This is a genomic window from Streptomyces sp. NPDC045778 (assembly GCF_056431945.1).
The window spans coordinates 111,144-130,816 of the sequence record NZ_JBWKJZ010000011.1 but is presented as its reverse complement, the minus strand read 5'-3'; the positions used below and the strand labels follow the sequence as shown (position 1 = coordinate 130,816).

15 protein-coding genes are annotated in these 19,673 nt (G+C 72.1%); 8 read left to right on the top strand and 7 right to left on the bottom strand.

The window, feature by feature from the left end:
* Positions 1–6: 6 nt before the first annotated feature.
* Positions 7–1,176 (bottom strand): TadA family conjugal transfer-associated ATPase, encoded by a 1,170-nt coding sequence (locus AC07GB_RS16445; RefSeq protein WP_478845858.1) that lies wholly within the window; start codon positions 1,174–1,176, stop codon positions 7–9.
* Complete coding sequence (gene ssd, locus AC07GB_RS16440) at positions 1,173–2,324, bottom strand: septum site-determining protein Ssd (RefSeq protein ID WP_478845856.1); 1,152 nt, start codon at positions 2,322–2,324, stop codon at positions 1,173–1,175. Before ssd ends, AC07GB_RS16445 begins: the two co-directional genes overlap by 4 nt.
* Before the next feature lie 513 nt (positions 2,325–2,837).
* Between ssd and AC07GB_RS16435 the strand changes: the two genes are divergently transcribed.
* Positions 2,838–3,665: an HAD family hydrolase gene (locus AC07GB_RS16435; RefSeq protein ID WP_478845854.1), complete on the top strand. Its 828-nt coding sequence runs from the start codon at positions 2,838–2,840 to the stop codon at positions 3,663–3,665.
* A 558-nt stretch (positions 3,666–4,223) separates the two neighbouring features.
* Here the strand turns inward: AC07GB_RS16435 and AC07GB_RS16430 are convergent.
* Positions 4,224–5,051 (bottom strand): Fic family protein, encoded by an 828-nt coding sequence (locus tag AC07GB_RS16430; protein ID WP_478845852.1) that lies wholly within the window; start codon positions 5,049–5,051, stop codon positions 4,224–4,226.
* 101 nt (positions 5,052–5,152) lie between these two features.
* Here AC07GB_RS16430 and AC07GB_RS16425 point away from each other — a divergent pair, with 101 nt between their 5' ends.
* Positions 5,153–6,133: an ATP-binding protein gene (locus AC07GB_RS16425; protein WP_478845850.1), complete on the top strand. Its 981-nt coding sequence runs from the start codon at positions 5,153–5,155 to the stop codon at positions 6,131–6,133.
* Positions 6,134–6,190: 57 nt separating this feature from the next.
* On the opposite strand, the gene AC07GB_RS16420 is transcribed toward AC07GB_RS16425, so the two are convergent.
* Complete coding sequence (locus tag AC07GB_RS16420) at positions 6,191–7,489, bottom strand: polysaccharide deacetylase family protein (RefSeq protein WP_478845848.1); 1,299 nt, start codon at positions 7,487–7,489, stop codon at positions 6,191–6,193.
* A gap of 294 nt (positions 7,490–7,783) precedes the next feature.
* Between AC07GB_RS16420 and AC07GB_RS16415 the strand changes: the two genes are divergently transcribed.
* From AC07GB_RS16415 to AC07GB_RS16390, 6 genes are all read left to right on the top strand, one after another.
* On the top strand, positions 7,784–10,180 hold the full coding sequence (locus AC07GB_RS16415) for a bifunctional SulP family inorganic anion transporter/carbonic anhydrase (RefSeq protein ID WP_478845846.1): 2,397 nt from the start codon (positions 7,784–7,786) through the stop codon (positions 10,178–10,180).
* 165 nt (positions 10,181–10,345) lie between these two features.
* Positions 10,346–12,346 (top strand): acetate--CoA ligase, encoded by a 2,001-nt coding sequence (gene acs / locus AC07GB_RS16410; RefSeq protein ID WP_478845844.1) that lies wholly within the window; start codon positions 10,346–10,348, stop codon positions 12,344–12,346.
* A 324-nt stretch (positions 12,347–12,670) separates the two neighbouring features.
* Complete coding sequence (nhaA, locus tag AC07GB_RS16405) at positions 12,671–14,068, top strand: Na+/H+ antiporter NhaA (RefSeq protein ID WP_478845842.1); 1,398 nt, start codon at positions 12,671–12,673, stop codon at positions 14,066–14,068.
* A gap of 87 nt (positions 14,069–14,155) precedes the next feature.
* Positions 14,156–14,656 (top strand): phage holin family protein, encoded by a 501-nt coding sequence (locus AC07GB_RS16400; protein WP_478845840.1) that lies wholly within the window; start codon positions 14,156–14,158, stop codon positions 14,654–14,656.
* On the top strand, positions 14,653–15,600 hold the full coding sequence (locus tag AC07GB_RS16395) for an alpha/beta fold hydrolase (protein ID WP_478845838.1): 948 nt from the start codon (positions 14,653–14,655) through the stop codon (positions 15,598–15,600). Before AC07GB_RS16400 ends, AC07GB_RS16395 begins: the two co-directional genes overlap by 4 nt.
* 155 nt (positions 15,601–15,755) lie before the next feature.
* Positions 15,756–15,944: a hypothetical protein gene (locus tag AC07GB_RS16390; protein ID WP_478845836.1), complete on the top strand. Its 189-nt coding sequence runs from the start codon at positions 15,756–15,758 to the stop codon at positions 15,942–15,944.
* A gap of 71 nt (positions 15,945–16,015) precedes the next feature.
* Here the strand turns inward: AC07GB_RS16390 and AC07GB_RS16385 are convergent, their stop codons facing one another.
* The 3 genes from AC07GB_RS16385 to nth all read right to left on the bottom strand — a co-directional run bounded on the left by AC07GB_RS16385 (position 16,016) and on the right by nth (position 19,426).
* On the bottom strand, positions 16,016–17,218 hold the full coding sequence (locus AC07GB_RS16385) for a MarP family serine protease (RefSeq protein WP_478845834.1): 1,203 nt from the start codon (positions 17,216–17,218) through the stop codon (positions 16,016–16,018).
* A 111-nt stretch (positions 17,219–17,329) separates the two neighbouring features.
* Positions 17,330–17,986, bottom strand: a complete 657-nt coding sequence (locus AC07GB_RS16380) for an NUDIX hydrolase (RefSeq protein WP_478846082.1) — start codon at positions 17,984–17,986, stop codon at positions 17,330–17,332.
* A gap of 459 nt (positions 17,987–18,445) precedes the next feature.
* Positions 18,446–19,426: an endonuclease III gene (gene nth, locus AC07GB_RS16375; RefSeq protein ID WP_478845832.1), complete on the bottom strand. Its 981-nt coding sequence runs from the start codon at positions 19,424–19,426 to the stop codon at positions 18,446–18,448.
* Between the last annotated feature and the right edge of the window lie 247 nt (positions 19,427–19,673).

Below are 19,673 nucleotides of genomic sequence, written 5' to 3'. Positions count from 1 at the left end.
CCGCGCTCACGCGGTCCCACCCCGGCTCCCGAGCAGGGCGCTCAGCCGCCGCCAGCCGCGCTCCTGGAGGAAGCCGCGCTCGCCCCACCGCAGCGCGGGCACCGTCGTCACAAGGCCTGTGGTGTCCCGCTCCAGGACGTGCACCTCGGCGATGCGGCGGCGCCCGGCCCGGTCCCGGGCGAGATGGATGACCACCGAGAGCGCGGCCGCCAACTGGCTGTGCAGAGCGGCGCGGTCGAGCCCGGCAGCCGTGCCCAGGGCTTCCAGGCGGGCCGGGACGTCCGCGGCGGCGTTCGCGTGGAGCGTGCCGCAGCCGCCTTCGTGGCCCGTGTTGAGCGCGGCCAGCAGGTGCACCACCTCCGCGCCCCGCACCTCGCCCACGACGAGCCGGTCGGGCCGCATCCGCAGGGCCTGGCGCACCAGGTCGTCGAGGCCGACGAAGCCCGCGCCCTCCTGATTCGCCGGGCGGGTCTCCAGGCGCACCACGTGCGGGTGCTCGGGGCGCAGCTCCGCGGAGTCCTCGGCGAGCACGATCCGCTCCCCGGAGCCGACCAGGCCGAGCAAGGTGCTCAGGAGCGTCGTCTTACCGGTGCCCGTGCCGCCGCTGATCACGTACGACAAGCGGGCGTCGAGCAGGGCGCGCAGCACGCGCTCGCCGCCGGGTGGCACCGTGCCCGCGGCGGTCAGCTCCGCGAGGGTGAACGCCCGTGGCCGCACGACCCGCAGTGACAGACACGCCGAGCCGACGGCGACCGGCGGCAGGACGGCGTGCAACCGGGTGCCGTCCGGCAGGCGGGCGTCCACCCAGGGCCGTGCGTCGTCCAGGCGCCGCCCCGCGACCGCCGCGAGCCGCTGGGCGAGCCGCCGCACGGCCGCCGCGTCCCGGAACGCCACGTCCGTGAGCTCCAGGCCGCCGCCCCGGTCCACCCACACGCGGTCGGGCGCGGACACCAGCACATCGGTGACCGAAGGGTCCGCCAGCAGGGGCTCCAGCGGGCCCGCGCCCACAAGCTCGGAGCGCAACTGCTCGGCCGCCCCCAGGACTTCGGTGTCCCCCAGGACGCGTGCCTGCGCCCGCAGGGCTTCGGCGACCCGGGCCGGGGTCGGCTCCGTGCCGCTCGCGGCGAGCCACTGCCGAACGCCGTCCAGCATGCGCGCGCCCACGACCGCATTCATACGCGCCCTCCGGTGGCGTCGGCCGGAAGCTGCTGCCAGAAGGCGGAGCAGAACCGGGCGAGCGGTCCGCGTGCCAGGCCGCCGGGTGGCCGCCCGCCGTCCTGGGCCGCCACGAGGCCGTGCTCCCAGGGCAGCTCCCCGACGAGCGGCAGCTGAAGGAGGCGGGCGACCTCGCCCGCGTCGAGCCCGTCACCGCCGTCGAGCGCGGCGGGCCCGGACCTGCCGGTGGCGGTCACGACCCTCAGGTCCCTCAGCACCATGCCCACCGCCGACGCGACACGGCGCGCCCCGGCCACCGCGCGCAGCTCGCGCGGCACCACCAGGAGGCCGAGGTCGAGCTGCGCCAGGGCCTCCCCCACCGTCTCGTCCACGCGACGCGGCAGATCCACGACCACCACACCGCCGCGCCTGCGGGCCGCGGCGAGGACGGCCCGCATCGCCTGGGGAGCCACGGCCACGGTGTCGCCCCGATCCCAGCTGAGCACGCGCAGGTCGTGCAGCCGGGGCAGCGACTCCTCCAGGGCGCCGCCGCCGACCCGGCCGCGCGACTGGGCGAAGGCGGGCCAGCGCAGTCCCTCCGCGGTCTCACCGCCGAGCAGGACGTCGAGCCCGCCGCCCAGCGGGTCGGCGTCGATGAGCATGGCGCGCCGCTGGGCGCGGGCCGCCGTGACGGCGAGGGCGCAGGCCAGGGTGGAGGCCCCGGCGCCGCCCCGGCCGCCGATGACGCCGATGGTGAGCGCGGGCCGCCCCACGCCCTCGGCCACGTCGGCGATGCGGTCGACCAGCCACTGCTCGCTGTCCGGCAGGACGAGGACCTGCTCCGCGCCGATCTCCACCGCCCGCCGCCACACGTCGGAATCGTCCTGATCCCGCCCAACCAGCACCACTCCGCGCCGCCGCGCGGCCCCGCGCACCCGGTCCGCCGCATCGTCCCCGACCAGGACGAGCGGGGCCGATGTCCAGATGTCCCTGCCTCCGCCGCGCTCCGGCACCCCGTGATGCACCTCGGGCCGCGCGCCCGCCGCGGCGCACAGCCGCAGCAGGTCATCCAACAGGTCCGCGTCCTCCGTGACGATCAGCGGTGCGCCGGGACGCCCCTCGGACGGCGGCGACGCGTCGCCCGCAATGACTCCGGTCACGATCTCCATCCCCCTCACGCTGCAAGTCCTTCGAATGCGCGCCGTGCGCATCCGGATCCGGCCCGTGAAGCCCGGTCAGTGGAATCCGGCCATGAACTTCACGAGCGGAATCAGCGTGCTGCGCTCCCGGAAATCGTGTGGATCTTGGTCAATAACTGTGGAGAAGGCGGTGCCTGTGAATATCTCCGTCACCCATACCGGTGAGGCCCCGAACGACTTCCGCAGCGCAGCGCTACGACTACGCAGAGTGATGAATCTTGGGCAGGACTCAGCGGCGCCGCAGCGGCCCATGACGGCGCCCGGCGATCATTAAAGATCGGGAAACGAGGAAGAAAACCCACCTGGACATGCGACGACCCCCGCCGGGGGGGAGAGCGGGGGTCGTCCCCTCGGTCCGACTCGGGGGGGGAGGAGCCAGACCGGGTTAGCACGGTCGCGAACGATCCGTGACTTCCATGGTGTACCCGAGAGCCTTCTCAGGCAAACCCACGCGCCTCAGCTTACGCCGAATGGTGGGCGCCTATGCTCGGGCCCGTGGAAAACCACTCCTTGCCTCGCACGGCCGCCTTCTTTGACCTGGACAAGACGGTCATTGCGAAGTCGAGCACCCTCACCTTCAGCAAGTCGTTCTACCAAGGCGGCCTGATCAACCGCAGAGCGGTGCTGCGTACCGCGTACGCCCAGTTCGTGTTCCTGGCCGGCGGCGCCGACCACGACCAGATGGAGCGCATGCGCGAGTACCTGTCGGCGCTCTGCCGGGGATGGAACGTGCAGCAGGTCAAGGAGATCGTCGCCGAGACCCTGCACGACCTGATCGACCCGATCATCTACGACGAGGCCGCCTCGCTCATCGAGCAGCACCACACCGCCGGGCGGGACGTCGTCATCGTGTCCACATCGGGCGCCGAGGTGGTCGAGCCGATCGGCGAACTGCTCGGCGCGGACCGGGTGGTGGCCACCCGGATGGTCGTCGGCCCCGACGGCTGCTTCACGGGAGAGGTGGAGTACTACGCGTACGGGCCGACGAAGGCGGAGGCGATCAAGGAGCTGGCCGAGTCGGAGGGGTATGACCTGGAGCGCTGCTACGCGTACAGCGACTCGTTCACCGACGTGCCGATGCTCGACTCCGTAGGGCACCCCCACGCCGTCAACCCCGACCGGGCGCTGCGCCGTGAGGCACTCGCGCGCGAGTGGCCGATCCTGGACTTCCACCGCCCCGTGCGGCTCAAGCAGCGGCTGCCCGCGCCGCCGCGCCCCGCGCTCGTCGCCGCGGCCGCGGTGGGGGCCGCGGCGGCCACCGCGGGCCTGGTCTGGTTCGCCACCCGCCGCCGCACCGCGGCAGCCGGCTGACCCACCTACCCGCCGCCGCACCGCGACAGCCGACGACCCACCTACGACACCGGGCCCCTCGCCCCCCAGGACGCGACAGGACCGCGCGAAAGGGACGCCAAGGGCTCGCGCGACGGGGCAGGCAGGCACGCGCGCGTAGGGATGCCGTCGAGCATCCGGGGGCACGCGGAAGGCCGCGCCCGATTCACCCTTGTTTGAACCTAAAAGTAAAGAAGTGCGGTCAGGGCTTCCGCTTCCCCGAGGACAGTAGTACAAAGGAGTCAACGGCCCGCGAGACCAAGGACATCCGAGAGGATTACCTTCAACCGCAGAATTGGCCCCACGGACCGAAGCATGGACACCGAGCACCCACGCGACGTCGACCCGTCGATTACGGGCCAGCCGCACCAGGTGACGGGCAAAGTTCCCGACCTGATGGGCACATGATTCGAGGACGCTTGGTAACCCGGTGAACATGCCAGCGGCGGTACGAGATCTCGTACCGCCGCAACCCTGTTTAGGGGTCGGCCACCTCAGAAACGCGCCCCCTGGAGCCCTCGCAGGCTCTCCGAGGCCCGCTCAGGCCGCACCCCGCTGCAACGCCTCGCACACCGCCGTCGACTCCCTGGCGCCCAGCTCAACGGCCTTGCCGCAGTGGTCGATCCAGGCCGCGACCCCCTCCGGCGTGCCCGACGCGTAGCCCGCCAGCGCCGCCGCGTAGGCCTCGCGCCCCAGCTCCGCGTGGCCCGCCTCGGCCGGGCAGACCGACTTCGGGTCGAGCCCGCTGCCCACCAGGACGATCCGCTCGGCCGCGCGCGCGACCAGGCCGTTGTGCGAGCCGAAGGGCCGCAGCACCGCGAGTTCGCCGTGCACGACGGCCGCCGTCACCAGGGCAGGCGCCGAGCTGCCCGCCACGACGATGCCCGAGAGCCCCTCCAGGCGCCCCGCGACCTCGTCGGCGTCCGGCGGCGCCGACGCGATCACGGGCCCGCCCAGAGGCTCGTCGACCGGTTCGCCCACGACCCGCGGACGGCCCGCCGCCTCGTCCGAGTCGGCCGCCGCCACCAGATGCAGCCGCGCGAGGACCCGCAGCGGCGACTGCCGCCAGATCGAGAGCAGCTGCCCCGCCTCGGCCGTGAGACGCAGCGCGGCACCCATCACGCGCGCTTCGGCGTCACCGCTGAAGTCACTGCGCCTGCGTACCTCTTCGAGCGCCCATTCGGCACCGGACAGCACGGCGGAGCCACGGGCGCCGCGCAGCGCGGCCTCCGACGTGATCTCGTTGCTGCGGCGGCGCATGATCCGGTGTCCGTAGACGCGGTCCACGGCCTTGCGCACGGAGTCCACGGCCTCCGGGACGCCGGGCAGGGCGCCCAGGGGAGCCAGCGGATCGGGTGTCGTACTCATGAGTACGACCCTACGCACTTCCGGCCTCCGCCCCACGAAGGAGTGGTCTTCTTCACTCAAGGGCCGGTACGCGGCGGGGCCCGCCACTACGCTAACCGACCATGAAAATCGCTTTCGTAGGGAAGGGTGGCAGCGGCAAGACCACGCTGTCCTCGCTCTTCATCCGCCACCTCGCCGCCACCGGCGCGCCCGTCGTCGCGGTGGACGCCGACATCAACCAGCACCTCGGGGCCGCGCTCGGCCTCGACGACGAGCAGGCCGCCGAGCTGCCCGCCATGGGCGCGCGGCTGCCGCTGATCAAGGACTATCTGCGCGGCGCCAACCCGCGCATCGCCTCCGCCGAGACGATGATCAAGACGACACCGCCCGGCGACGGCTCCCGGCTGCTGCGGCTCCGCGAGCAGAACCCGGTGTACGACGCGTGTGCGCGGCCGGTGGAACTCGACGGCGGCGCCGTGCGTTTGATGGTCACCGGGCCGTTCACCGAAGCCGACCTCGGTGTCGCCTGCTACCACTCCAAGACCGGAGCGGTGGAGCTGTGTCTGAACCACCTGGTCGACGGCCGTGACGAGTACGCCGTCGTCGACATGACCGCGGGCTCGGACTCCTTCGCCTCCGGGATGTTCACCCGCTTCGACATGACGTTCCTCGTCGCCGAGCCGACCCGGAAGGGGGTCTCCGTCTACCGCCAGTACCGCGACTACGCACGCGACTTCGGCGTCGCCCTGAAGGTCGTGGGCAACAAGGTCCAGGGCCAGGACGACATCGACTTCCTGCGCGAGCAGGTCGGCGACGACCTCCTGGTGACCGTCGGGCACTCGGACTGGGTGCGCTCCATGGAGAAGGGCCGCCCGCCCCGGTTCGCCCTCCTGGAGGAGGTCAACCGCAGCGCCCTGCGCACCCTTCAGGCCGCCGTCGACGCCACGTACGAGCACCGCGACTGGGAGCGGTACACGCGCCAGATGGTGCACTTCCACCTGAAGAACGCGCAGAGCTGGGGCAACGCCAGGACCGGAGCCGACCTGGCGTCCCAGGTCGACCCCGACTTCGTCCTGCGCGAGGAGGCGGTCGCCACGGCGTGAGAGACCCGCGCCCCCGGACCGCCTCCCAACGCCACGCGGACAGCAGGCGCAGACCGCCTACCTCTTGGCCGGTTCGGCCCCCGGGACCCCCTTGGGCGCCGGGGCCGGGCGGGCCGAGAGGAAGGCGGGCCAGCCCTCCTTGGGGGCCTTGCCGACGCCAAGCTCGGTGAGTTTCGCGAGAACCGTCGGGTCCTGGGCGTCCAGCCAGTCGGCGAGCTGCCGGAAGGACACGCACCGCACGTCCCTCTTGGTGCAGACCCGCTCGATGGTCTCCTCGATGGCGCGCATGTACGTGCCGCCGTTCCAGGACTCGAAGTGGTTGCCGATGATCAGGGGCGCGCGGTTGCCGTAGTAGGCGCGATCGAAGCCCTTCAGCAGGCCGTCGCGCATCTGGTCGCCCCAGTACTCATGCTGGGACGGATCGCCCTGGGAGGTCGAACCGGACTGGTTCACCATGAAGTTGTAGTCCATGGTGAGCGTCTCGAAGCCGCGCCCGGGCACGGGCACGAGCTGCATCGACAAGTCCCACAGGCCCTCCTTCTTCTTGGGCCAGAGCTGGTCGTTCACGCCGCTGGTGTCGTAACGGAAGCCGAGATCGCGTGCCGCCCGCATGAAGTTCGTACGGCCTTCGAGGCAAGGCGTGCGGGCGCCGATGAGTTCCTTGTCGTAGTCGAAGGGCAGCGGCGGCGCGTTCTTCAGGCCCGCGTTGGTCTTCCAGGCCTTCACGAAGGACTTGGCCTGCCGGATCTCGCTCTTCCAGTCACGCACCGACCACTCGCCGACGCCCCGGCCGGCGCCGCAGAAGTGGCCGTTGAAGTGCGTGCCGATCTCGTTGCCCTCGAGCCAGGCGCCGCGGAGCTGGTCCACGGTGTCCTTGATTCCCCGGCGCTCGTTGAAGCCGATGTCCGAGCTGCCCGCCAGGTGCTGCGGCGGCTTGTAGAGCGCGCGCTTCTCCTGCGGAAGCATGTACACGCCGCTGAGGAAGTAGGTCATCGTGGCGTTGTTGCGCTTGGCGACCTTGCGGAAGTGCGAGAACAGCTTCTGACCGTCCTCGCCCGCGCCGTCCCAGGAGAAGACCACGAACTGCGGCGGTTTCTGCCCCGGTCTCAGCCGTTCCGGCCGGGGCAGCAGCGGCTGCTTGCCGGTGAACGCGGTGGAGCCGTCGCCGATCAGCCGCACCGGTGACTTGGCCGGGCCGGCCGGCTTCTTCGCGCCGTGCGCGCCCTCGCGCGCGCTCTTCTTCGTGTCGGACGCGTGCGTGCCGGACGCGCCACTCCCGCACCCGGCCAGGGCCGCGACGCAGACCACGAGGGCGGCGAGCCCGGCCGCGGCGGCAGTCCTCTGGTTGGCGGCCATCCGCCCACCTACTTCCGTACAAATAGGGACAGAACCCCAGCAACTTCGCACGGAGGTACGGACGCGGTATTACGACAAGCCGATGAATAGGCTTAATCACTCATTGGGGTGATCAGTTGCCCCATTTGCACGGAAAATCCTGCCGTGACCTTTACTCTGCATTACGATTCGTTTACCGAGAGTTGAGTCATCCCGCCGCTGCAACGCCGTGACCCACGGCCGCGACCCGCCCTCCGGCAGCCCGTCGGAGGCCCACCTGTTCCGCGACCGCGCCGCCCCGGAGGAGACGGGAAAATGTCTGCCAGCGTCCCCCCACGCGCCATCGACTCCGCCCCAGCCGCAAGTGCCCGGCAGCCGCACGCGCCGCCGCCGCGCCGCGCCTTCCGCATCGCGGGGGCCGACCTCTCCGCGTCGATCGCCGTGTTCCTCATCGCCCTTCCCCTGTCCCTGGGCATCGCCCTCGCCACCGGGGCACCCCTCCAGGCCGGGCTCGTCGCCGCGGCCGTCGGCGGGATCGTCGGGGGCCGCCTCGCCGGTTCGCCGCTCCAGGTCAGCGGCCCCGCCGCCGGACTCACCGTCGTCACCGCCGACCTCATCCAGCGCTACGGCTGGCGCACCACCTGCGCGATCACCGTCCTCGCCGGCATCACCCAGGTCGGCCTCGGCTGTCTGCGCGTGGCCCGCACGGCCCTGGCCGTCAGCCCCGCCGTCGTACACGGCATGCTCGCCGGAATCGGCGTCACCATCGCCGTCGCCCAGCTGCACATCGTGCTCGGCGGCACCCCGCAAAGCTCCGTGATCGCCAACCTCCGCGCGCTGCCCGCCCAGTTGACCGAGCTGCGCCCGGCGGCCCTGTCGATCAGCCTCCTGACCTTCTTCCTCCTGCTCGTCTGGCCGCGCCTGCCCGGGCGCGCGGGCCGCGCCGTGCGCGTGCTGCCCGCGCCCCTGGTGGCCGTCGCCGCCGCCACCGCGCTCGCGGGCTTCGCCACGCTTCAGCTGGACAAGGTCGACCTGCCGTCCTGGCGCAGCCACGCCCTCGTGGGGCTGCCCGAAGGGCCCGCGCTCGGCCTGGTGGCCGCCGTGCTCACGATCACGCTGGTGTGCAGCGTGCAGTCACTGCTCGGCGCGGTCGCCATCGACAAGCTCACCTCCGGCCGCCCGGACCCCCCTCCCGGAGTGGGCCGTTCCGACCTGGACCGCGAGCTGCGCGGCCAGGGCGTGTCGAACATCGTGTCCGGTGCCCTCGGCGGCCTCCCGGTAGCAGGAGTGGCGGTCCGCAGCGTGGCGAACGTCCGCGCGGGCGCCGTCAGCCGGAACTCCACGACGCTCCACGGCGTTTGGGTAGTAGTAGCCTCCCTGCTGCTCGTGCCCGTCCTGGAGCTGATCCCGCTCGCCGCCCTCGCCGCCCTCGTCATGGCCGTCGGCATCCAGATGGTCAGCCTGAACCACATCCGTACGGTCACCCGGCACCGCGAGATCCTGGTCTACGCGGTCACCACCCTCGGCGTGGTCGTGCTCGGCGTCCTCGAAGGGGTCGCGCTCGGCGTCGCCGCGGCCGTGGGCGTCGCCCTGCACCGCCTCGCCCGCACCCGCATCACCTGCGAGGAGGACGCGGAAGGGGTCCACCACGTCCATGTCCGGGGCCAGTTGACGTTCCTCGCCGTGCCCCGGCTCAGCCGCTGTCTGCACCACATCCCCCACCGGGCCCACGCCGTCGTCGAGCTGGACGGCTCCTTCATGGACCACGCGGCGTACGAGACGTTGCAGAGCTGGCAGGAGGCGCACGCCGCGCACGGCGGCACGGCCGAGATCACCGGGCGCGGCGGCCAGCGGATCGCCGAGCCCGCGCGGATCGCCCACTGCAGCTGCCGCCCCTGGACACCGTGGCGCAACCACCACTGCGAAGCTCCCCCGCAGCCCCCCTCGGGCGAGCGCCACGACCACCCCCACCACCAGCACGAACTGGCCCAGGGCATCAGCGCCTTCCAGCAGCACACGGCCCCGCGCGTGCGCGGCGAGCTGGCCCGGCTCGCGCGGGAGGGGCAGCGGCCCGTGCAGCTGTTCCTGACGTGCGCCGACTCCCGGGTCGTCACCTCCATGATCACGTCCAGCGGCCCGGGCGACCTCTTCGTCGTGCGGAACGTGGGCAATCTGGTGCCCCTGCCCGGCGCCGAGAGCGGTGACGACTCGGTCGCCGCCGCGATCGAGTACGCGGTGGACGTCTTGCAGGTCAAGTCCATCACCGTGTGCGGGCATTCGGGGTGCGGGGCCATGCAGGCGCTGCTCAGCTCCCCGCCGTGCGGGGCCCAGACGCCCCTCAAGCGGTGGCTGCGGCACGGCCTGCCGAGCCTGGAGCGGATGGCGGCGTCCAGCACGGCCGAGCCGCCCGGCAGGATCCACCCGCGCCTCGCCGGCCGGGCGCCCGCGGACGCGGTGGAGCAGCTCTGCCTGACCAACGTGGTCCAGCAGCTGGAGCACCTGCGGGCGCACGAGGCGGTCGCGCGGCGGCTGACCGAGGGCACCCTGGAGCTGCACGGCATGTACTTCCACGTCGGCGAGGCCCAGGCCTATCTGCTGACCGAGGGCACGCCCGGCGCCAACGGCACCCGCTCCGGCGGACAGCCCCTGCCGCACGAGGTCTTCAGCCAGGTGCGCCCCGCGCCCCGCGCGGAAGCCACGCCGACGGGCTGAGACAGGTGGCCTCCCGCCCCGGCGGGAGGCCACGGCTCCGGCGGGAGGCCAGGGCCCCACCCCCAGGAAGCCCCCTACGTCAACCACCCCCGACCTGCTACCCCCTACAGGTCTAAACCAATTATCGGCAAGCCCTTGTCACCAGGGCCGAGTGTCTGATGAGCTGTGGCTTGGGACACAACGGACACCCTGAGAAAGGGAGATGTCGTGAGCAACGAAAGCCTGGCCAACCTCTTGAAGGAGGAGCGTCGCTTCGCGCCGCCGGCCGATCTGGCCGCGCGGGCCAACGTCAGCGCGGAGGCGTACGAGCAGGCCAAGGCTGACAGGCTCGGCTTCTGGGCCGAGCAGGCCCGTCGGCTGACCTGGGCCACCGAACCGACCAGGACACTCGACTGGTCGAACCCGCCGTTCGCGAAGTGGTTCGAGGACGGCAAGCTCAACGTCGCGTACAACTGCGTGGACCGCCACGTCGAGGCGGGCCACGGCGACCGGGTGGCCATCCACTTCGAGGGCGAGCCCGGCGACAGCCGGGCCATCTCCTACGCCCAGCTGAAGGACGAGGTGAGCCGCGCCGCCAACGCCCTGACGGAGCTGGGCGTCGGCAAGGGCGACCGGGTCGCCGTCTATCTGCCGATGATCCCCGAGGCGGTCGTGGCGATGCTGGCGTGCGCCCGCATCGGCGCCGCGCACTCGGTGGTCTTCGGCGGCTTCTCCGCCGACGCGATCGCGGCCCGCATCAAGGACGCCGACGCCAAGCTCGTCATCACCGCCGACGGCGGTTACCGCCGGGGCAAGCCGTCCGCGCTCAAGCCCGCGGTCGACGAGGCCCTGAGCCGCGCGGAGGGCGTCGACAAGGTCCTCGTCGTACGGCGCACGGAGCAGGAGGTGGCCTGGACCGAGGGCCGCGACCTGTGGTGGCACGACGTGGTCGGGCGCCAGTCGGCCGAGCACACCCCCGAGGCCTTCGAGGCCGAGCAGCCGCTCTTCATCCTGTACACGTCGGGCACGACGGGGAAGCCGAAGGGCATCCTGCACACGTCGGGCGGCTATCTGACGCAGGCGTCGTACACCCACCACGCCGTCTTCGACCTCAAGCCGGAGACCGACGTCTACTGGTGCACGGCCGACATCGGCTGGGTGACGGGCCACTCGTACATCACGTACGGACCGCTGTCGAACGGCGCGACGCAGGTGATCTACGAGGGCACCCCGGACACCCCGCACCAGGGCCGCTTCTGGGAGATCGTGCAGAAGTACGGGGTGACGATCCTGTACACGGCGCCCACGGCGATCCGTACGTTCATGAAGTGGGGGGACGACATCCCCGCGAAGTTCGACCTCAGCAGCCTGCGGGTGCTGGGGTCGGTGGGCGAGCCGATCAACCCCGAGGCGTGGGTCTGGTACCGAAAGCACATCGGCGGGGACAACTGCCCGATCGTGGACACCTGGTGGCAGACCGAGACCGGGGCGATGATGATCTCGCCGCTGCCCGGCGTCACGGAGACCAAGCCGGGCTCCGCCCAGCGCGCGCTGCCGGGCATCGCCGCGACCGTCGTCGACGACGAGGCGAACGAGGTGCCCGACGGCGGTGGTGGCTATCTGGTCCTGACCGAGCCGTGGCCGTCGATGCTGCGCACCATCTGGGGCGACGACCAGCGGTTCATCGACACGTACTGGTCGCGCTTCGAGGGCAAGTACTTCGCCGGGGACGGCGCGAAGAAGGACGAGGACGGGGACATCTGGCTGCTCGGCCGGGTCGACGACGTGATGCTCGTGTCCGGGCACAACATCTCCACCACCGAGGTGGAGTCGGCGCTCGTCTCGCACCCGTCGGTCGCCGAGGCGGCGGTCGTGGGCGCGGCCGATGAGACCACGGGACAGGCGATCGTGGCCTTCGTGATCCTGCGGGGCACGGCCGACGCCGAGGACGAGGGGCTCGTCGCGGACCTGCGCAACCACGTGGGCGCGACGCTCGGCCCGATCGCCAAGCCCAAGCGGATCCTGCCGGTGGCCGAGCTGCCCAAGACCCGTTCCGGGAAGATCATGCGGCGGCTCCTGCGGGACGTCGCGGAGAACCGCCAGCTCGGTGATGTCACCACGCTGACCGACTCCTCCGTGATGGACCTCATCCAGTCCAAGCTTCCGGCTGCCGCCAGCGAGGACTGAGTCCTTCACTGACCTCGCCGCGATGGGCCGTCGGTTGACTGCGGGTCCGTTGTGGCTGGTCGCGCAGTTCCCCGCGCCCCTTGGCGGCACTGCACCGAAGGCGACCCCAGGCACCCGGCGCACCCGCGCCGGGTGCCTTTTCGCGCCTGCCGAGCAGGACGTTTGTCCTTAAAGTGGCTTTCGCCGGATACCCCGCCGCGCCGGCCCCAAAGCGATTAGGTACGCTAAGGATCAACGTCAACAACGCGACAAGAACCATCAGGTGCGCCGGGAAGTCTGGTCGGCATGTGCTCAGCCCTGCCTACCCGACGGAGGTCGACTCCCGTGGCCGCGCCCACCCCCAGCAACCGCAAGTTCCTCGGACGCCTCTCCCTGCCCGAGCACACCTTCGTCGCCAACGCGCTGCGTACCGAGACCGTCGGCGGCGTCCTGCTGCTCGTCGCCGCCGTCGCGGCCCTGATCTGGGCGAACACCCCGCTCAAGGAGAGCTACGAGAGCGTACGGGACTTCCATCTGGGGCCCGGCTCCCTCGGCCTCGACCTCTCCGTGCAGCACTGGGCCGCCGACGGGCTGCTCGCGATCTTCTTCTTCGTCGCCGGGATCGAGCTGAAGCGCGAGCTGGTCGCGGGCGACCTGCGTGACCCCAAGGCCGCCGCGCTGCCCGTCATCGCCGCGATCTGCGGCATGGCCGTACCGGCGCTCGTCTACACCCTCGTCAACGCCGCGGGCGGCGGCTCCGCCGACGGCTGGGCCGTGCCCACCGCGACCGATATCGCCTTCGCCCTCGCGGTTCTCGCGGTCATCGGCACCTCGCTGCCGTCGGCCCTGCGCGCCTTCCTGCTCACGCTCGCCGTCGTCGACGACCTCTTCGCGATCATGATCATCGCGGTCTTCTTCACCAGCGACCTGAACTTCGCCGCGCTCGGCGGCGCCGTCATCGGCCTCGCCGTCTTCTGGCTGCTCCTGCGCAAGGGCGTGCGCGGCTGGTACGTCTACGTGCCGCTCGCCCTGGTCATCTGGGGTCTGATGTACAACAGCGGCGTCCACGCCACCATCGCGGGCGTCGCCATGGGCCTGATGCTGCGCTGCCACCGGGAGGAAGGCGAGGGCCACTCCCCCGGCGAGCACATCGAGCACCTCGTGCGCCCCGTCTCCGCGGGCCTCGCGGTGCCGCTGTTCGCCCTGTTCAGCGCCGGGGTCGCGGTCTCCGGGGGCGCCCTCGGGGACGTCTTCACACGGCCCGAGACCCTCGGCGTGGTCCTCGGCCTGGTCATCGGCAAGACCATCGGCATCTTCGGCGGCACCTGGCTCGCCGCCCGCTTCACCCGGGCCGAGCTGAACGACGACCTGGCCTGGCCCGACGTCTTCGCGGTCGCCTCGCTCGCCGGCATCGGCTTCACCGTCTCGCTGCTCATCGGCGAACTGGCCTTCAGCGACGACCCGGCCCTCACCGACGAGGTCAAGGCGGCGGTCCTGGTCGGCTCACTGATCGCGGCCGTGATCGCCACCGTCCTGCTGAAGCTCCGCAACCGCAAGTACCGGACGATGTGCGAGGACGAGGAGCGTGACGAGGACCTCGACGGCATCCCGGACATCTACGAACAGGACAATCCCGATTACCACCTGCGGATGGCGGAGATCTACGAGAAGAAGGCCGCCGAGCACCGCAGGCGGGCCGAAATGTCAGCCGGATCGGGCGATCCGGACCACGGTCCGGCATGATCTGTCCAGAACCTTCCGCGCGGCGCCGGTCCCCGGGCGGCAGGATTGCGCACGCTGACCGGCAGACAGAGAAATGAGGAATTCGCGATGAGCGCACCCGACGGTCCCGTCGGCACCGAACGCAGCCTCGGCCAGCTCGTCTCCGCGGCGAGCAAAGAGATGTCGGAGCTGGTGCACGACGAGATCGCGCTGGTCAAGGCCCAGCTGACGCAGGACGTCAAGCGTGGTGCGATCGGCAGCGCCGCGTTCATCGCGGCCACCGCCGTCCTCATCTTCTCGCTGCCGATGCTGAGCTTCGCCCTGGCCTACGGCATCCGCACCTGGAGCGGCTGGAACCTCGCGATCTGCTTCGTCCTCTCCTTCGCCGCGAACGTCCTGGTGGCGGGGGTGCTCGCCTGGATCGGCGTGATCTTCGCCAAGAAGGCCGCCAAGGGCAGGGGCCCGCAGAAGGCCGCCGCCGCGGCCAAGGAGACGGCCGCGGTGCTTGGGAACGTCAAGCCGCATCCGCGCCCCGTGACCCCCGTGAAGAGCGCTCTTGAGCTGGAGAAGGGTGAGCGGGCCGACGCTGTGGCACGCTCGACTTCATGACGGACCCCGCCAATCCCCCTCAGCACGCCTCCGCGACCGCGTCGGCCGTACGCATCGACGGCCCCTGGACACACCGGGACGTCGCCGCCAACGGCGCCCGCTTCCACATCGCGGAGCTGGGTGAAGGACCGCTGGTGCTGCTGCTCCACGGCTTCCCGCAGTTCTGGTGGGCCTGGCGGCACCAGCTCGTCGCGCTCGCCGACGCGGGCTTCCGCGCGGTGGCGATGGACCTGCGGGGCGTCGGCGGCAGCGACCGCACCCCGCGCGGCTACGACCCGGCCAACCTGGCCCTCGACATCACCGGCGTGGTGCGCTCCCTCGGCGAGCCCGACGCCGCGCTCGTCGGCCACGACCTGGGCGGCTACCTCGCCTGGACGGCCGCCGTGATGCGCCCCAAGCTGGTGCGCCGCCTCGCCGTCACCTCGATGCCGCACCCCCGGCGCTGGCGTTCCGCGATGCTGCGGGACATGAAGCAGACCGCCGCCGGGTCGTACGTGTGGGGCTTCCAGCGGCCGTGGGTCCCGGAGCGTCAGCTGGTCGCGGACGACGGGGCCTTGGTCGGCCGTCTGGTGCGGGACTGGTCGGGGCCGCGCCTCCCGGACGACGAGGCCGTGGAGACGTACCGGCGCGCGATGTGCATCCCGTCGACGGCGCACTGCTCGATCGAGCCGTACCGCTGGATGGTGCGGTCCATGGCGCGCCCCGACGGGATCCAGTTCAACCGGCGCATGAAGCGGCCGGTGCGGGTCCCCACGCTCCATGTGCACGGGTCCCTCGACCCGGTGATGCGCACCCGCAGCGCGGCCGGATCCGGCGAGTACGTCGAAGCGCCGTACCGCTGGCGGCTGTTCGACGGCCTGGGGCACTTCCCGCACGAGGAGGACCCGGTGGCCTTCTCCAACGAGCTGGTGAGCTGGCTGAAGGACCCCGAGCCGGACCGCTGACCGGCCCCCGCGGCCCCGGTCCGACGGCCCCCGCGGCCCCGCCGTCACCCGGATGCGGGAACGCCAGTGCTACGAACGCCAATTGCCCGGCGCATAGGCCAATTGGGGCCTCTGTGCGCGGTTACCGACCTTGAGGCACGGGCACACGTCCGGGTATGGGCTGGACGCACGACTACAGTGACGTAGCACGCAAGCGCCGCACGGCCACCGTGGTGAACAGCCACGAGGGGGGCGGCCCGCACGACCAGGGGCCCGCGGGGACCGCGCAGGCCATCGGCATCCCGCGCATCCTGCGGCGCCGCGCGCGCTGGGTCTCGGCCCGGTTGCGGCACACGCGCGACTGACCCGCCCCCCGGCTCAGCACCGTCGGCCGCGACCGCTTCGGTGTGCCGCCGCGACCGCTTCCCGTACGCCGCTACAGCGCGCACCCCTGGCTGTCGACCTCCTGGTTGGCGCTGCGGCCGCGCTCGATGTCCTCGCGGACCTCGTCCGCCGTCAGGGCGTAGCCGGTGTCGGGGTCGTCGAGCGACTTGGCGAACACGACACCGTAGACCTCGCCCTTCGGGGTGAGCAGTGGGCCGCCGGAGTTGCCCTGACGGACCGTGGCGTACAGCGAGTACACATCGCGGCGGACCGTGCCCCGGTGGTAGATGTCCGGGCCCTTGGCCGTGATGCGGCCGCGCACGCGCGCGGGACGCACGTCGTACGGGCCGTCCTCCGGGAAACCCGCCACGATGGCGCTGTTGCCGCTGACGGCGTCGTTCGAGGCGAACTTCAGGGCGGGGGCGGGCAGCGAGGGCACGTCGAGCACGGCGATGTCGCGCTCCCAGTCGTAGAGCACGACCTTGGCGTCGTACTTCTCGGCCTCACCGCCTATCTGCACCCGGGGCTCGTCCACGCCGCCGACCACGTGCGCGTTCGTCATGACGCGGCGCGGGGCGAAGACGAAGCCGGTGCCTTCGAGGGCCTTGCCGCAGCTGTGCGCGTCGCCGCTGACCTTCACGATGGAGCGCTTGGCGGTGACGGCGACCTGGCTGCGGGCGAGCTTCGGGTCCGGGGGCGGGACCTCCTTGATCGGCTCGTTCGAGAACGGGCTGAAGACCTGCGGGAAGCCGTTCCTCGCGAGGACCGAGGAGAAGTCGGTGAACCAGGTGTCGGCCTGGCCCGGCAGGGCGCGGTCGATGCCGAGCAGCACCTTGGAGTTGCGGACCTCCTTGCCGAGCGTCGGCAGGGTCGTGCCCGCGAGGAGGGAGCCGATCAGCCAGGCGACCAGGAGCATCGCGACCACGTTGACCAGGGCGCCGCCGGTGGCGTCGAGGGCTCTGGCGGGCTGCCAGGTGATGTACCGGCGCAGCTTGTTGCCCAAGTGGGTGGTGAAGGCCTGGCCGACGGACGCGCAGACGATCACCACGACGACGGCGATCACCGCCGCGGTGGTGGTGACCTTCGCGCCCTCGTCGTTCATGGCGTCCCAGACCACGGGGAGCAGATACACCGCGACGAGACCGCCGCCGAGGAAGCCGATCACGGACAGGATGCCGACGACGAAGCCCTGGCGATAGCCGACGATCGCGAACCACACCGCGGCGAGCAGCAGCAGGATGTCCAGCACGTTCACCGATTCAGTCCTCGCCTCGCATGAATCCCCGCCTCGCGGTCGCCGCCACGCGCCACGCCCCGCGTGGCCGCGCCGTCCCCGGCCCCGGTGGCCTCGGTCCCCGCAACCTTGTCATGAGCCCCAGTCGAGCGGGACGCGGCGGTCCCTGTCCCACGGGCGCTCCCAGCCGGCGAAGTGCAGGATCCTGTCGATCACCCCGGCGGTGAACCCCCAGACCAGGGCGGACTCCACGAGGAAGGCCGGGCCCTGGTGGCCGCGGGGGTGCACCGCCATCGCGCGGTTCGCCGGGTCCGTGAGGTCGGCCACGGGCACGGTGAAGACCCGGGCGGTCTCGGCCGGGTCGACCGCGCCGACGGGGCTCGGCACGCGCCACCAGCCGAGGACGGGCGTCACGACGAAATCGCTCACGGGGATGAACAGGCTCGGCAGCACCCCGAAGAGCTGGACCCCGCGCGGGTCGAGCCCGGTCTCCTCCTCGGCCTCCCTGAGCGCGGCGCGCAGCGGGCCCTCGCCCTGCGGGTCCCCGTCCTCCGGGTCGAGGGAGCCGCCCGGGAACGACGGCTGGCCCGCGTGCGAGCGCAGCGAGCCCGCGCGCTCCATGAGCAGCAGCTCGGGGCCCCGCTCACCCTCTCCGAAGAGGACGAGCACGGCGGACTGCCGCCCTCCACCGCCCTCCGGCGGCAGGAACCGGCTGAGCTGGTCGGGCCGCACGGTGGCGGCGGCCCGCGCGACCGGGGTGAGCCAGGAGGGCAGGCCTTCGGTGGTCAGCTCGGTGGTGAAGGGGGTCCGGCCGAGGTGAGGGGGGACAGGGGTGCCCGGCACGGTGGCGTCCAGGGGGGCGGTGGCGCCCTGCGCGCGGGCGGCGCCGACGGCCTGTGCGCGGGGAGCGTACGGCTGTCGCGCTCGCGGGGCGCCGGGGGCCGGGTGCAGCTGGGCGCCGCTCGGCGGGTGGGGCGGGGCTCCGCCCGGTGTCTCGTGGGTGCGGGGGCCCCGCGCCCCGTGGGAGTCCGTGCCGTGCTTCTCGCCGTCGTCGCTCATGTCCCTGCCGCCTGTGTGCGTGTCACTCGCGTGCGTCATCGGAACCCCGGTCTCCCTTGGTCGGGCCCCGTGATCGGCCCCCCGTGGTCGGGCCCCGTGATCCCCCGTGATCCCCTGTGATCCCCTGTGATCCCGTGTGCGTCCCTCCACCCCTCCACAACGCCGTCGGCCCCGCGGATGGTTCCTCGGTCACCCGGTGGCGCCGAGCGGCGGCGCGGCCTTGCCCGGGTAGTCCGGCGGGGGCTTGAGGCGCTGTCCGGGCAGGCCGCCCTTCTCGTACTTCAGGAGCTTCTCGGCCTTCTCCGGGTCGGTCTCGCCCTCTCCGTACGACGGGCAGAGCGGGGCGATCGGGCAGGCGCCGCACGCGGGCTTGCGGGCGTGGCAGATGCGGCGGCCGTGGAAGATCACGCGGTGGGACAGCATCGTCCAGTCGCTCTTGGGGAAGAGCGCGCCGACGGCGGCCTCGACCTTGTCCGGGTCGGTCTGCTCCGTCCACTTCCAGCGGCGCACGAGCCGGCCGAAGTGGGTGTCCACGGTGATGCCGGGGACACCGAAGGCATTGCCCAGGACGACGAAGGCGGTCTTGCGGCCCACGCCGGGCAGTTTCACCAGGTCTTCGAGGCGGCCGGGCACCTCGCCGCCGAAGTCGTCGCGCAGGGCGGCGGAGAGGCCCATGATCGACCGGGTCTTGGCGCGGAAGAAGCCGGTCGGCCGGATCACCTCCTCGACCTCCTCCGGATCGGCCGCGGCGAGGTCCTCCGGGGTCGGGTACTTGGCGAAGAGGGCCGGTGTCGTCTGATTGACCCGCAGGTCCGTCGTCTGCGCGGACAGGACGGTCGCCACCAGCAATTGGAACGGGTTTTCGAAATCAAGCTCCGGGTGCGCGTACGGATACACGTCGGCCAGCTCGCGGTTGATGCGGCGGGCCTGGCGGACGAGGGCCGTGTGCGACTCGGGCGCGGCGGGCGCCTTCACGCCCTTGGCGGGGGCCTTCACGCCCTTGGCGGGGGCCTTCGCGCTCCCGGCGGGCGGCTTCGCGGCCGACGCCTTCTTCCCGGGGGCCTTCTTCGCCGGGGCTTTCTTCGCGGGGGTCTTCGCCGCGGGAGCCTCCGTGGCCGACACCTTCTTCGCCGGGGGCCGAGCGGCCCGTGAAGCGCCTTGATTCGCCATGCGGCCAGCGTACGGGCCCCCACCGACAGCGGCGGCGGAGATACGCACTTGTCACCGAGGCGGTGGCCGGGGACGGCGATGCCGCGAGGACGACAGGTGGCGACGACGGGCGGCGGCAGGCGACGACCACGGGCGACGACGGCAGGCAGCGGACGGGCGGCGTTAACGACAGGCGGCGACGACAGGCGGCGGCGACGGGCAGCGGCAGGCGGCGACGACAGGCGGCGGCGACGGGCGACAGCGGTAG

Excerpts from the sequence above, each read along its gene's own strand:
- AC07GB_RS16445 (WP_478845858.1), bottom strand. The coding sequence starts at position 1,176 with ATGAATGCGGTCGTGGGCGCGCGCATGCTGGACGGCGTTCGGCAGTGG.
- ssd (WP_478845856.1), bottom strand. The coding sequence starts at position 2,324 with ATGGAGATCGTGACCGGAGTCATTGCGGGCGACGCGTCGCCGCCGTCC.
- AC07GB_RS16435 (WP_478845854.1), top strand. The coding sequence starts at position 2,838 with ATGCTCGGGCCCGTGGAAAACCACTCCTTGCCTCGCACGGCCGCCTTC.
- AC07GB_RS16430 (WP_478845852.1), bottom strand. The coding sequence starts at position 5,051 with ATGAGTACGACACCCGATCCGCTGGCTCCCCTGGGCGCCCTGCCCGGC.
- AC07GB_RS16425 (WP_478845850.1), top strand. The coding sequence starts at position 5,153 with ATGAAAATCGCTTTCGTAGGGAAGGGTGGCAGCGGCAAGACCACGCTG.
- AC07GB_RS16420 (WP_478845848.1), bottom strand. The coding sequence starts at position 7,489 with ATGGCCGCCAACCAGAGGACTGCCGCCGCGGCCGGGCTCGCCGCCCTC.
- AC07GB_RS16415 (WP_478845846.1), top strand. The coding sequence starts at position 7,784 with ATGTCTGCCAGCGTCCCCCCACGCGCCATCGACTCCGCCCCAGCCGCA.
- AC07GB_RS16400 (WP_478845840.1), top strand. The coding sequence starts at position 14,156 with ATGAGCGCACCCGACGGTCCCGTCGGCACCGAACGCAGCCTCGGCCAG.
- AC07GB_RS16395 (WP_478845838.1), top strand. The coding sequence starts at position 14,653 with ATGACGGACCCCGCCAATCCCCCTCAGCACGCCTCCGCGACCGCGTCG.
- AC07GB_RS16390 (WP_478845836.1), top strand. The coding sequence starts at position 15,756 with ATGGGCTGGACGCACGACTACAGTGACGTAGCACGCAAGCGCCGCACG.
- nth (WP_478845832.1), bottom strand. The coding sequence starts at position 19,426 with ATGGCGAATCAAGGCGCTTCACGGGCCGCTCGGCCCCCGGCGAAGAAG.